Genomic DNA, 13,474 nt, shown 5'->3' with positions numbered 1-13,474 from the left:
CTATCGCCGCCAGCGTCTCAGCAGGCGGCTTCGCATCCCGGTATCAAAGCGCCAGATATGATCGAAAATGCGCATGATGCCGGGTTTGCCGTGGGCTGACATCGCCACCGCGTGGAAGCGATGCTGGTGAACCCGCTGTAGTTCTCCGACTTTACTCACCACGTCGTCAGGCAAGCGCTGGGCGATAAAATCCGAAATCACTACCGCATCGGCGTCAAACCATTCCCGTCCCTGCATGCGCTCAATAATGGCGCGAAAACAACTGGCGATATCCGTACCGCCGCGAAAGCGCTGGCTCAGAAAACGGATAGCCTGTTCGATACCCTGCGGGCCGGAAAGCTCATAGCGCACCACTTCTGTGGAAAACAGCATAATGAAGCAGCGACGATTATCGGCCAGTGCGATACGCATGAGCGCCAGGCAAAAGGCCTTTGCGCACTGCTCGTTAAAGCCGCCCATTGAGCCGGAAGTGTCTACGCACACAATGAACGGTCCGCGCGGTTGCTCGTCGAAATCCTGATGAATCACCGGTCGTTCGGTAATCTTCTCGCGCCAGGCTTCACCGTGCAGGCGATAGGTAAGCAACTGTTTTTCCACCAGCCGCCGGTAGAACTCATACTCCAGTTCCGTTATGCCGAGGGTAGCCAGTTCCGGCGGCAACAGGCGTAAAATATCGTCGCTTTGCTGAATGCCATCGACCTGCTCAGGAACCGTGGCGGGTTCGCGCACCAGCGTACGAAAAGTCTCCATCGGCGCGTCTTTACGCGGGACGGATTTCGCTTCTCTTGAACGTCCCAACTGTTCTGCCAGCCGTTTCAGCTCGGGCTGTTCAGTCAGAAATTCACCGTATTTCACGATGAGCTGATAATCTCCGCGTTTAAGCTGGCCTGCGCTCATATCCCACAGACGACCCGCCGCCGTTTCGTTTTCTGCCAGAACCGGATCCAGTTGGCCGCTCAGCGTCATTCGTTCCTGAACTTCGCTGAGCAACTGCTCGCGTTCTTCTTCCAGCAATTGCTGGTTAAGCGTGGTTGCCTGCACCACCAGACTCAGCCGCCAGCGCTGTAGAAAGAGCGTGTGCAGGGCAGAGGTAAAGGCGGCATTGTTGTCGACCAGTTGCTGTGCCTGCTCTGCATAGGGCGAGTGCAGCCGGTGCAGCAGCGCCAGTATTTGAGGGAGTTGCACGATAAATTGTGGCGTAGAGAGGAGCTGGCTTTGCTGATAGCACATCACCTCTTCCGTTAATTCAGGCGGGACGCGCGTCTCTTTTAATCGGCTTCGTAGCGTTTCACGCCAGCGTGGCAGGTCGTCGGTAATCGCCGCTTTCAGACGAGGGAATTTCTCAAAAAACACTGCCAGTTGAGGCGAAGCCAGCAGAGCGAGGATTATCTCTTCGATCATCCCCTCTTCGCTGACGGCTAACATGACATTGAGGGTATCCAGCGTCAGCATTGTTTCGCCTGACGAATCTGTTCGCCCACATCCTGAAGGCTGGCTTCAATTCGACCTAACCAGTCGCTATGAATAAACAGGCACTTTTGCTGCTCGCTAAAGCGCGTATGCTGCTGATGCCAGTCGTTTTCCAGTTCTTCCAGTTGTTGTTTTATTTCACCAGGCATCTCCTCTTCTGAGGAACCTGGCTGTGCCAGGCGCGTTCCCTGTAAACTGACATCACGTACCACCAGATGCTGGGCGCTATCCACTTCCATATTCAGCGTCTGGGCAAAGCCTATCCCATTGAGCTTGCCACGGATCTCGCCGCCTTTTGCCAGCCATTGCGCCAGCGCGGAGCGATCAAAAGTGATATGAATGACTTCCATATCATGCAATTTCAGCGGTTTTTGCAGCAGTAGTGTCAGGCTGGATGCGGTAACGCCAGGCGGTAAATCATAATGCGGACGACGACTGAACATCCCTCCCTGACGGATCACGGTGAATGCGGTTTTATCGCTTTGCTGCTGTTGCAACTGGATGCGCCGCTGAACGATACCACCAAGGCGTGTCAGTAGCGTCTGCTGTTGCCAGGCGTGTCCGGTCATCAATATTTCGAGCTGCTGTTGCATCAGGTTCAGACTCTGAGCGTCATACCATAAACAATCTTTCAGCAGAATCAGATCAACTGGCGCTACGGCATCGCGACCGCTGAAGAAGGCGCTGGCCTGTAACAGGCGGATGGCTTTCTTCCAGCGACGGTCTGAAACGTATGGCGCATCTGGAATATTCTCCAGTTGCTGACGCAGCGTAAAGATCAGTTCAAATACATGATCGGGCAGCGTAATGGCGCCAATCTCTTTTTGCCACTGGTTGTACTCTTCATCACTCACCTGCAGCGAGGCCGGTACGGGGTTTTCAGTTTCGTCCTGTTGGCTGGTCAGCAGAGAACGAAAGTTCGCTTTATCCTGCACTTTGTCCAGCCATAAACGGATCAACATTCGGTCGTACAGTGCTTCCAGACTGCTGTCCGCCTCAGGTAATTCGTTAGAGGCCGCTACCAGCAGACGCATGGGGATTTTTTCTTCGTGCGCGCCATTACGGAAATGACGTTCGTTAATCGCAGTTAACAACGTATTGAGAATGGCCGGACCTGCCTTCCAGATCTCATCAAGAAAAACGATTTCTGCTTCGGGAAGGTATCCTGCAGTTAAGCGCTCGTAACGCCCTTCATCTTTTAGCGCCTGAATAGAGAGTGGACCAAACACCTCTTCCGGCGTGGAGAAGCGTGTCATCAGATATTCAAACGCGCGTGCATTCTGGAAGGCAAATTTCAACCGGCGTGCGATCAGGCTTTTGGCGATACCCGGTGGTCCAAGTAAGAACACGCTTTCTCCGCTCAGGGCAGCCAGCAGGCAAAGCCGAATGGCGTGGCTACGTTCATAAAGCCCTTTTTCCAGCGCGCTGCTCAGGCGGGAAATTCTTTCCGCTAATAAATGTGGGTGAGCCATAATAGAGTGGCGTCCTTTCATAAAATGTACTGCGTTAAGTGCGAGTATAGACGTTTCATCCCAGAGGCTGAACCTGTCTGAGAGGCGGTTTATTTTTCTTTGAGCCAGGTTAATCTGGACACATTTAGGGGTACGATTTTTCCATTAATCGTGCATACTGTGCGCTTTTGTGGGCCAAGGGACTACGCACACATTTCTTTTATATATGAAAGACTAGTCTATGAGCACTGATAATAAGCAATCATTGTCTGCGATAACCCTCGCAGCTATTGGGGTTGTCTACGGTGATATTGGTACCAGCCCACTTTATACACTTCGTGAATGTTTGTCCGGTCAGTTTGGTTTTGGCGTTGAACGTGATGCTGTTTTTGGTTTTCTGTCGCTGATTTTTTGGCTGCTTATCTTTGTGGTATCCATTAAGTATCTGACTTTCGTCATGCGTGCTGATAACGCGGGCGAAGGGGGGATCCTGACGTTGATGTCGCTGGCGGGGCGTAATACCTCTGCCAGAACGACCTCCATGCTGGTCATCATGGGCCTGATTGGAGGAAGTTTCTTTTATGGCGAAGTGGTGATCACTCCGGCAATTTCCGTGATGTCGGCGATTGAAGGTCTGGAGATCATTGCGCCGCAACTGGATACCTGGATTGTCCCGTTGTCGATCATCGTTCTGACGCTGTTGTTTATGATTCAAAAACACGGTACCGGAATGGTGGGGAAGCTCTTTGCGCCCATTATGCTGGCCTGGTTTTTGATTCTCGCCGTGCTTGGCCTGCGCAGTATTATCGCCAATCCGGAAGTCCTGCAGGCGTTGAACCCAATATGGGCGGTGCATTTTTTCCTCGAATATAAAACCGTTTCGTTTATCGCTCTTGGCGCGGTGGTGCTGTCAATTACCGGCGTGGAAGCGCTGTACGCGGATATGGGCCATTTCGGGAAGTTTCCCATTCGGCTGGCATGGTTTTCCGTGGTGCTGCCCTCACTGGTGCTCAACTATTTTGGTCAGGGCGCGCTGTTGCTAAAGCATCCGGAAGCGATTAAAAATCCGTTCTTCCTGCTGGCGCCTGACTGGGCGTTGATTCCGTTGTTAATCATCGCGGCGATGGCGACGGTTATCGCTTCCCAGGCGGTGATTTCAGGCGTCTTCTCGCTGACGCGCCAGGCGGTTCGTCTGGGCTATTTGTCACCGATGCGTATCATTCACACGTCAGAAATGGAGTCCGGTCAGATCTATATTCCGTTCGTGAACTGGATGCTCTATATCGCGGTGGTGATTGTGATTGTCAGCTTCGAACACTCCAGTAATCTGGCGGCGGCATACGGGATTGCCGTCACCGGTACGATGGTATTGACCTCGATTCTTTCGACCACCGTGGCACGTAATAACTGGCACTGGAATAAATACTTTGTCGCGCTGATCCTCGTCGCGTTCCTGTGCGTGGATATTCCGCTGTTCTCGGCGAACCTCGACAAACTGATGTCTGGCGGCTGGCTGCCGTTGTCGCTGGGGCTGATGATGTTCACCATCATGACCACCTGGAAAAGCGAGCGTTTCCGTCTACTGCGTCGTATGCATGAACATGGTAACTCTCTGGAAGCGATGATTGCGTCACTGGAGAAATCTCCGCCAGTGCGTGTGCCTGGCACGGCGGTGTACATGTCTCGCGCGCTGAATGTGATTCCTTTTGCGCTGATGCATAACTTAAAGCACAACAAGGTGTTGCATGAGAGAGTGATCCTGTTGACGTTGCGTACTGAAGATGCGCCGTATGTGCATAACGTTCGCCGCGTGCAGATTGAGCAGTTGTCTCCAACGTTCTGGCGCGTAGTGGCCAGTTACGGCTGGCGTGAAACGCCGAATGTGGAAGAGGTCTTTCACCGATGTGGTCTTGAAGGGTTGAGCTGCCGAATGATGGAGACGTCTTTCTTTATGTCGCACGAGTCGCTCATCGTGGGTAAGCGTCCCTGGTACTTACGACTGCGCGGCAAGCTGTATCTTCTTCTCCAGCGAAACGCGCTGCGTGCGCCCGACCAGTTTGAGATCCCGCCTAACCGCGTGATTGAATTGGGGACACAGGTCGAGATCTAATCCCTTCTGAAAATGCCGGGTGGCGCTTTGCTTACCCGGCCTACCAAACCCCCCGCCAACCCACAATAATTGTCTCTGCATTTCACTTAGCGAAACGTTTCGACGGCGATCACAATTCTGTTACGTCATGATGGTTTTCTGCTCATATCTCAGACTAAACTTAAAACCAGCGAAACGTTTCGCTAGTGGAGCAAGAAAATGAAGAAAGGCACTGTACTCAACGCTGATATTTCGTCGGTCATCGCCCGTCTGGGACATACTGATACGCTGGTGGTGTGTGATGCGGGGTTACCCATTCCCGCCAGTACAACACGTATCGATATGGCATTAACCCAGGGGGTACCTTCTTTTATGCAGGTACTGGATGTGGTGACCCGTGAAATGCAGGTTGAATCAGCCATTCTCGCGACGGAAATTAAACAACATAATCCGCAACTCCATGAAACGTTGCTCAGCCACATTGAGCAACTGCAGCAACACCAGGGAAACACCATTGAAATTCGTTACACCACGCATGAACAATTTAAAAAACTAACCGCAGACAGCCAGGCTGTCATTCGCAGCGGGGAGTGCTCCCCGTATGCGAATATCATTCTCTGTGCCGGCGTGACCTTCTGAGGCCATCATGGACGCATTACTGCAACTCAAAGGGATCGATAAAGCGTTCCCTGGCGTAAAAGCGCTATCCGGCGCCGCACTTAACGTTTATCCAGGCCGTGTGATGGCGCTGGTAGGCGAGAACGGTGCGGGCAAATCCACCATGATGAAAGTATTGACCGGCATCTATACTCGCGATGCTGGGTCGCTGTTGTGGTTGGGGAAAGAAACCACCTTTAACGGACCTAAATCATCCCAGGAAGCCGGGATTGGTATTATTCATCAGGAGCTTAACCTAATCCCTCAACTCACTATCGCGGAGAATATTTTTCTCGGACGTGAGTTCGTCAATGGCTTTGGCAAGATCGACTGGAAGAAGATGTATGCCGAAGCGGATCGCCTGTTAGCCAAACTCAATCTGCGCTTTAAGAGCGACCGCCTGGTCGGGGAATTATCGATAGGCGATCAGCAGATGGTGGAAATCGCCAAAGTCCTGAGTTTTGAATCAAAAGTCATCATCATGGATGAACCGACGGATGCGCTCACCGACACTGAAACCGAATCCTTGTTTCGTGTGATTCGTGAGCTGAAGTCGCAGGGGCGCGGGATTGTCTACATTTCTCACCGAATGAAAGAGATCTTCGAAATCTGCGATGACGTGACCGTTTTCCGTGACGGGCAATTTATTGCCGAACGCGAAGTGGCTTCATTAACGGAAGATTCGCTGATTGAAATGATGGTGGGGCGTAAGCTCGAAGATCAGTATCCGCGTCTGGATAAAGCGCCTGGCGACATCCGCCTGAAGGTCGATAACCTGTGTGGACCAGGGGTGAACGATGTCTCTTTTACTCTGCGTAAAGGCGAAATTTTAGGCGTATCGGGCTTGATGGGCGCAGGCCGTACCGAACTGATGAAGGTGCTGTACGGCGCGCTGCCGCGCACCAGCGGTTATGTCACGCTCGACGGTCATGAAGTGGTGACTCGATCGCCGCAGGACGGGCTGGCAAACGGCATCGTCTATATTTCTGAAGACCGTAAGCGTGACGGTTTAGTGCTAGGCATGTCGGTAAAAGAGAATATGTCGCTGACCGCGCTGCGTTATTTCAGTCGTGCTGGTGGCAGTCTGAAACATAAAGATGAGCAACAGGCTGTGAGCGATTTTATCCGTCTGTTCAACGTGAAAACCCCGTCAATGGAGCAGGCGATTGGTCTGTTGTCTGGCGGGAATCAGCAGAAAGTGGCAATTGCCCGTGGGCTGATGACCCGTCCGAAAGTGTTGATCCTCGATGAACCTACCCGTGGCGTTGACGTGGGCGCCAAGAAAGAAATTTATCAGTTAATTAACCAGTTTAAGGCCGACGGCCTGAGCATCATTCTGGTCTCTTCTGAGATGCCAGAAGTATTAGGCATGAGCGATCGGATTATCGTCATGCATGAAGGGCATCTCGGCGGTGAATTCACACGCGAGCAGGCCACCCAGGAAGTTCTGATGGCTGCCGCTGTGGGCAAGCTTAATCGCGTGAATCAGGAGTAAAAAAGATGACTACCCAGGCTGTTTCTGGTCGCCGTTATTTCACCAAAGCATGGTTAATGGAGCAGAAATCGCTCATCGCCCTGTTGGTGCTGATCGCGATTGTCTCAACATTGAGCCCTAACTTTTTTACCGTAAATAACCTGTTCAACATTCTTCAACAGACCTCCGTTAACGCCATTATGGCGGTAGGCATGACGCTGGTGATCCTGACATCGGGTATCGATCTGTCCGTCGGTTCCCTGCTGGCGCTCACCGGCGCTGTTGCCGCTTCAATTGTAGGGATTGAAGTGAATGCGCTGGTGGCCGTTGCAGCAGCCCTGGCGCTAGGTGCCGCTGTTGGAGCTGTCACGGGGGTGATTGTCGCGAAAGGCCGCGTTCAGGCGTTTATCGCCACGCTGGTTATGATGCTGTTGCTGCGCGGCGTGACAATGGTGTACACCAACGGAAGTCCGGTTAATACCGGTTTTACCGATAATGCGGATCTGTTTGGTTGGTTCGGTATCGGCCGTCCGCTGGGGGTGCCTACGCCAGTCTGGATCATGGGGATTGTTTTCCTCGCGGCGTGGTACATGCTGCACCACACGCGTCTGGGCCGTTATATCTATGCGCTGGGCGGTAACGAAGCGGCAACACGCTTGTCCGGCATTAGCGTCAGTAAAATTAAGATTATCGTTTATTCACTGTGTGGGCTGCTGGCATCGCTGGCGGGCATCATTGAAGTGGCGCGCCTCTCCTCCGCACAGCCGACTGCCGGTACGGGCTATGAGCTGGATGCCATAGCCGCCGTGGTGCTGGGTGGAACCAGTCTGGCGGGCGGTAAAGGACGTATTGTTGGGACCTTGATCGGCGCATTAATTCTTGGTTTCCTCAATAATGGTTTGAATTTGTTAGGTGTTTCCTCCTATTACCAGATGATCGTCAAAGCTGTGGTGATTTTGCTGGCGGTACTGGTAGACAACAAAAAGCAGTAACAACGACTACAGGACATCTTAAATATGAACATGAAAAAACTGGCTACCCTGGTTTCTGCTGTTGCGCTAAGCGCCACCGTGAGCGCGAATGCGATGGCGAAAGATACCATTGCGCTGGTGGTCTCCACGCTCAACAACCCGTTCTTTGTCTCTCTGAAAGAGGGGGCGCAGAAAGAAGCCGATAAACTGGGTTACAACCTGGTGGTGCTGGATTCTCAGAACAACCCGGCGAAAGAGCTGGCGAACGTTCAGGATTTAACCGTACGTGGTACAAAAATTCTGCTGATCAACCCGACGGATTCTGACGCGGTAGGGAATGCCGTGAAGATGGCTAACCAGGCGAAAATCCCGGTGATCACGCTTGACCGTCAGGCAACCAAAGGGGATGTCGTCAGCCATATTGCGTCTGATAACGTACTTGGCGGCAAAATTGCCGGTGACTACATCGCGAAGAAAGCCGGTGAAGGTGCAAAAGTGATTGAACTGCAAGGTATTGCCGGTACTTCAGCAGCGCGTGAGCGTGGCGAAGGTTTCCAGCAGGCTGTTGCGGCACACAAATTTAACGTCCTGGCCAGCCAGCCGGCAGATTTCGACCGTACCAAAGGTCTGAACGTCATGCAGAACCTGCTGACTGCGCATCCGGACGTGCAGGCTGTCTTTGCTCAGAACGATGAAATGGCGCTGGGTGCGCTGCGCGCTCTGCAAACCGCAGGTAAATCTGATGTGATGGTGGTCGGATTTGACGGCACACCAGATGGCGAAAAAGCGGTAAATGATGGCAAACTGGCTGCGACTATTGCTCAGTTACCAGACCAGATTGGCGCGAAAGGCGTTGAGACGGCGGATAAGGTGCTGAAAGGCGAGAAAGTTCAGGCCAAATACCCTGTTGACCTGAAACTGGTCATTAAGCAGTAACTGGCGATTCAGGTGATTTCGCATCACCTGAGGGACAGCATATAAAGAAAAGTAAAGTGTGGCATACGCCACCGGGTCAAACCGGTGGCGCTCTCAGATGGACACCCCAATCATGAAAACCGCAGGCAGTCTTGTCGTTCTTGGCAGCATCAACGCCGACCATATCCTGAATCTTGAAACCTTCCCGACACCTGGCGAAACCGTTACCGGAAATCACTATCAGGTGGCTTTTGGCGGTAAAGGGGCGAATCAGGCAGTGGCTGCGGGTCGCAGTGGGGCAAATATTGCGTTTATCGCCTGTACGGGCGATGACGATATCGGTAGCAATATCCGTAAGCAGCTTGTCAGCGACAATATTGATGTTAAACCTGTCAGCGTGATTAACGGTGAGTCTACCGGTGTGGCGTTAATCTTCGTCAATGGCGAGGGTGAAAACGTTATTGGTATACATGCCGGTGCCAACGCAGCCCTGTCTCCAGCGTTAGTTGAAGCGCAGCGTGAGCGTATTGCTCAGGCTTGCGCATTACTGATGCAACTGGAATCACCGATTGAGAGCGTGTTAGCGGCGGCGAAAATTGCAAAGCAAAACAACACGATTGTGGCGTTGAATCCGGCCCCGGCGCGTGAGTTATCCGACGAACTGCTGGCCCGGGTGGATATCATCACCCCGAACGAAACCGAAGCAGAAAAACTGACGGGGATCCGCGTCGAAAATGATGAAGACGCCGCAAAAGCAGCGCAGGCGCTGCATGCGAAAGGCATTTCAACCGTTCTGATTACATTAGGAAGTCGAGGCGTCTGGGCCAGCGTTAATGGCGAAGGTAGCCGGATTCCGGGATTTAAAGTTAACGCGGTGGATACTATTGCCGCAGGTGATACCTTCAATGGCGCGCTGATCACAGCTCTGTTGGAAGATAAACTGCTTCCCGAAGCGATTCGCTTTGCGCATGCTGCCGCGGCGATTGCGGTAACTCGCAAAGGTGCACAGCCTTCTGTTCCGTGGCGAGAAGAAATAGAGGCGTTTTTAGGTCAGCAGAGGTAACGCTTGGCTACAATGAAGGATGTTGCCCGCCTGGCGGGCGTTTCCACTTCAACCGTTTCGCACGTTATTAATAAAGATCGCTTCGTGAGTGAAGCGATTACTGAAAAGGTCGATGCGGCGATCAAGTCGCTAAACTACGCCCCTTCCGCGCTGGCGCGTAGCCTGAAGCTTAATCAGACGCACACGATTGGCATGCTGATTACGGCGAGTACCAATCCCTTTTACTCTGAACTGGTGCGTGGTGTTGAGCGCAGTTGCTTCGAACGCGGTTACAGTCTGGTGTTATGCAATACTGAAGGTGATGAGCAACGTATGAATCGCAACCTTGAAACCCTGATGCAAAAGCGGGTGGATGGCTTGTTGCTGCTTTGTACCGAAACACATCAACCATCGCGTGAAATCATGCAGCGTTATCCTTCAATCCCAACCGTGATGATGGACTGGTCGCCATTTGATGGTGAAGGAGAGAGCGATCTTATACAGGATAATTCGTTACTTGGCGGTGACCTGGCTACGCAACATCTGATTGATAAAGGATTTACCCGTATCGCCTGTATCACCGGGCCGCTGGATAAAACCCCGGCGCGACTGCGTCTGGAAGGGTATCGCGCAGCGATGGCGCGTGCTGGATTGGATATCCTGGACGGTTATGAAATTATGGGTGATTTTGAATTTGGCGGTGGATTTGAGGCGATGCAAAAGCTGCTTTCGCATCAGCACCGACCCCATGCTGTTTTTACCGGTAATGATGCGATGGCGGTTGGCGCTTATCAGGCGTTGTACCAGGCGGGACTTCGTATTCCGCAGGACATGGCAGTGATCGGTTACGACGACATTGAACTGGCACGCTACATGACGCCGCCGCTGACCACCATTCATCAGCCGAAAGATGAACTGGGTGAGCTGGCCATCGATGTACTGATTCACCGAATGGCACAACCCTCCCTGCAACAGCAGCGTTTACAACTTACTCCTGTTCTGATGGCGCGGGGCTCGGTTTAGTTTTGTGTCGATCCTTTATCAGGTTACGGCCATCTTTGGCTTTCAACAGCATAAACATCAGTGCGGACACGATCGTGATCGCGCCCATCGTAATAAAGGTATAGTGGAACTGTTCAACCGTACTGGTTCCCTCCATCCCTTCATAAATACGTAACACTGCTGCACTGATCGCGACCCCTAAACTGATGGACAATTGTTGCGTAACCGCCAGGACGCTGTTGCCGCTGCTGGCGTTGTCATCGGTCAGATCCGCCAGGGTAATGGTGTTCATGGCAGTAAACTGCGTCGACATTGCCATCCCGAGAATGAATAACGGCAGAATCAACATCCAGACGGGCATCGCCGGAGATTGCAAAGAAAACTGTGCAATCATCAGACCGATAAAGACAGTGATGCCAACCAGCGTGAAGCGATAACCCAGGCGACGTAATACCCGCGTCACCATCGATTTTGCCAGTATTGACCCGAGCGCGGTGGGGGCCATCATGCAACCGGCAATCAATGCCGGATAGCCGAACCCTACCTGAAGCATTAGCGGCATCAGGAACGGTACACATCCTGTTCCCAGTCGTGTGGCGAGGTTCCCGGATATGCCGACAGAAAAGGTACGCGTCTTAAACAATAACAGCGAAATCAGCGGAGTGGGATGACGGCGCGCGTGGCGGATATAAACCAGCAGTAACACAATGCTCAGAAGAATAATGGTCAACGCTATCCAGGTGGCGACAATTTTCTCGCCAAACAACTCCATCCCGCTGGAAAAGAGAACCAGACTCAGGCCGAAGAGAAAGAAACCGGTCATATCAAATTTGCGGCGTGGCGTGGTGAAGTTCGGCATATATTTGCGCGCATACAGAATACCTGCGACGCCTATCGGAATATTGATCAGGAAAATCCAGTGCCAGCTGGCCCAGGTGACCAGAACGCCGCCCAGCACCGGACCCAGAATAGGTCCTACCAGTCCCGGCATTGTCACAAAGTTCAGTACGGGCAGCAGTTCACTACGTGGATAAGCCCTTAACAGCGCCAGGCGTGCGACAGGCATCATCATTGCACCGCCAATTCCCTGAATCACACGAAAAACAACCAGCTCAGGCAACGAACTGGAGAGCGCACAGGCCAGCGAGCCCAGGGTAAACAGGCTGACGGCTATCATGAATACGCGTCGGGTACCGAAACGATCGGCCAGCCAGCCGCTCACCGGAATCAACATGGCGACCGTCAGGGTGTAACTTATAATGGCGGACTGCATGGCCAGTGGAGAACGATTGAGACTTTGTGCAATAGCGGGTAAGGCGGTATTAAGAATGGTTGCGTCCAGCGCCTGCATGAAGAAAGCCATGGCTGCGATCCACGGCAACCCGGCCATACTGCGTGCTTTTTTTGGGCTCATGCATGATCCTGTTTATTGTCTGGGCGTTCATTCGGGGCAAATAAAAGCGCCTGACAGGCCTTAAATGCCCCTTCTCCGTCGCTTTGGGCTATCGCATCAACAATCGCCTGATGCAAATCCAGCTTCACAACTGTGTTGTAGGTAATCGAATTGAAATAAGTCTGGTAGACGGAGTGAAACAGAGAGGCGAAGGAGGTCAAGAACGGGTTCGCGCTCATTTCATAAATATGCTCATGCCAGGCCATATCTACTTCTATCCAGCGTTCGCGCCCGAAGTTCTTTTTCAGCGCGACCATCTCTTCCATCAATGTATTCAGATGCGCTTTCTGTTCAGCGGTGCCTTTAGTCGCTGCCAGTAGACATGCCTGAGGCTCCAGACTAATACGCATTACGAGGAAGTGTTCAATAACCTGCGGAAAATTCTCTTCAGTCATCCACCAGGTGAGTAACTCCTGATCGAGAAAATTCCAGTTGGCCTGCGGCATGACACGAGTACCAATGCGAGGACGCGGTAGAACCATCCCTTTGGCGGTTAATGTTTTAACTGCTTCACGTACGGCGGTACGACTTACGCCAAACTGTTCGCCCAGTTCAATTTCTCCAGGGAGAATAGTGCCAGGTGCGTATTCACCTTTAAGGATCTGCTGAGCCAGCTTCTCAGCCAGAACATAGGAAAGGTTTTTCTGTGCGGCCAATTGTTGTGCGCTTAAAGGCATTGCTCTTTGTCCTTTCTCTTTTACTTACTCATTAGTATGCCACCAGGAAGTGTGATTGCGGCTGCAAAAACAGCAAATCGCTTATTTTATGCCACGTTAATACCGCTTTTGGTGAAAAAAGGAACACTCAGCAAATAATTTTAAATTTCCCCTTGTCAGTCCGGAATAACTCCCTATAATGCGCCACCACTGACACGGAACAACGGCACGCAAGCCGCCGGGTCAGCGGGGTTCAGCGATGAATTCCGGCAGGGAAAAGCAAAATAAATGCTT

At 52.3% G+C, this 13,474-nt stretch carries 11 protein-coding genes; 7 read left to right on the top strand and 4 right to left on the bottom strand.

From position 1 onward, the window contains the following. The gene (gene viaA, locus WB371_RS20350) at window positions 1–1,452 is read right to left on the bottom strand and encodes an ATPase RavA stimulator ViaA (RefSeq protein ID WP_336221857.1); all 1,452 of its coding nucleotides are present in this window, start codon (window positions 1,450–1,452) and stop codon (window positions 1–3) included. Continuing rightward, the gene (gene ravA, locus WB371_RS20345) at window positions 1,446–2,942 is read right to left on the bottom strand and encodes an ATPase RavA (RefSeq protein ID WP_336221856.1); all 1,497 of its coding nucleotides are present in this window, start codon (window positions 2,940–2,942) and stop codon (window positions 1,446–1,448) included. Before ravA ends, viaA begins: the two co-directional genes overlap by 7 nt. A gap of 220 nt (window positions 2,943–3,162) precedes the next feature. Here ravA and kup point away from each other — a divergent pair, with 220 nt between their 5' ends. From kup to rbsR, 7 genes are all read left to right on the top strand, one after another. Further along, a complete protein-coding gene (gene kup, locus WB371_RS20340) occupies window positions 3,163–5,031 on the top strand; it encodes a low affinity potassium transporter Kup (RefSeq protein ID WP_336221855.1) in 1,869 nt (622 codons plus the stop codon). Between the two features lie 198 nt (window positions 5,032–5,229). Next, on the top strand, window positions 5,230–5,649 hold the full coding sequence (gene rbsD / locus WB371_RS20335; protein WP_336221854.1) for a D-ribose pyranase: 420 nt from the start codon (window positions 5,230–5,232) through the stop codon (window positions 5,647–5,649). Window positions 5,650–5,656: 7 nt separating this feature from the next. Then, entirely contained in the window at window positions 5,657–7,162 is a 1,506-nt protein-coding gene (gene rbsA, locus WB371_RS20330) for a ribose ABC transporter ATP-binding protein RbsA (RefSeq protein ID WP_336221853.1), read from the top strand. Window positions 7,163–7,167: 5 nt separating this feature from the next. Further along, window positions 7,168–8,133 (top strand): ribose ABC transporter permease, encoded by a 966-nt coding sequence (gene rbsC / locus WB371_RS20325; protein ID WP_042998765.1) that lies wholly within the window; start codon window positions 7,168–7,170, stop codon window positions 8,131–8,133. Between the two features lie 24 nt (window positions 8,134–8,157). Beyond that, complete coding sequence (rbsB, locus tag WB371_RS20320; RefSeq protein WP_336221852.1) at window positions 8,158–9,048, top strand: ribose ABC transporter substrate-binding protein RbsB; 891 nt, start codon at window positions 8,158–8,160, stop codon at window positions 9,046–9,048. 112 nt (window positions 9,049–9,160) lie between these two features. Beyond that, window positions 9,161–10,090, top strand: coding sequence for a ribokinase (rbsK, locus tag WB371_RS20315; RefSeq protein ID WP_336221912.1), 930 nt, complete (start codon window positions 9,161–9,163; stop codon window positions 10,088–10,090). A 3-nt stretch (window positions 10,091–10,093) separates the two neighbouring features. Then, the gene (gene rbsR, locus WB371_RS20310; protein ID WP_336221851.1) at window positions 10,094–11,092 is read left to right on the top strand and encodes a ribose operon transcriptional repressor RbsR; all 999 of its coding nucleotides are present in this window, start codon (window positions 10,094–10,096) and stop codon (window positions 11,090–11,092) included. Here rbsR and mdtD read toward each other — a convergent pair. Together mdtD and WB371_RS20300 are read right to left on the bottom strand one after the other, a co-directional pair. Continuing rightward, a complete protein-coding gene (gene mdtD, locus WB371_RS20305) occupies window positions 11,058–12,485 on the bottom strand; it encodes a multidrug transporter subunit MdtD (protein ID WP_336221850.1) in 1,428 nt (475 codons plus the stop codon). The two genes, rbsR and mdtD, sit on opposite strands and share 35 nt — an antisense overlap. Continuing rightward, window positions 12,482–13,201: a FadR/GntR family transcriptional regulator gene (locus tag WB371_RS20300; RefSeq protein WP_336221849.1), complete on the bottom strand. Its 720-nt coding sequence runs from the start codon at window positions 13,199–13,201 to the stop codon at window positions 12,482–12,484. The genes mdtD and WB371_RS20300 overlap by 4 nt, the downstream gene beginning before the upstream one ends. Window positions 13,202–13,474: the final 273 nt, after the last annotated feature.

The sequence above is a fragment of the Citrobacter amalonaticus genome, from assembly GCF_037053465.1.
Lineage (GTDB): Bacteria > Pseudomonadota > Gammaproteobacteria > Enterobacterales > Enterobacteriaceae > Citrobacter_A > Citrobacter_A amalonaticus_H.
The sequence above is the reverse complement of the archived record's forward strand: the minus strand, read 5'-3'. Positions and strand labels throughout refer to the sequence as shown.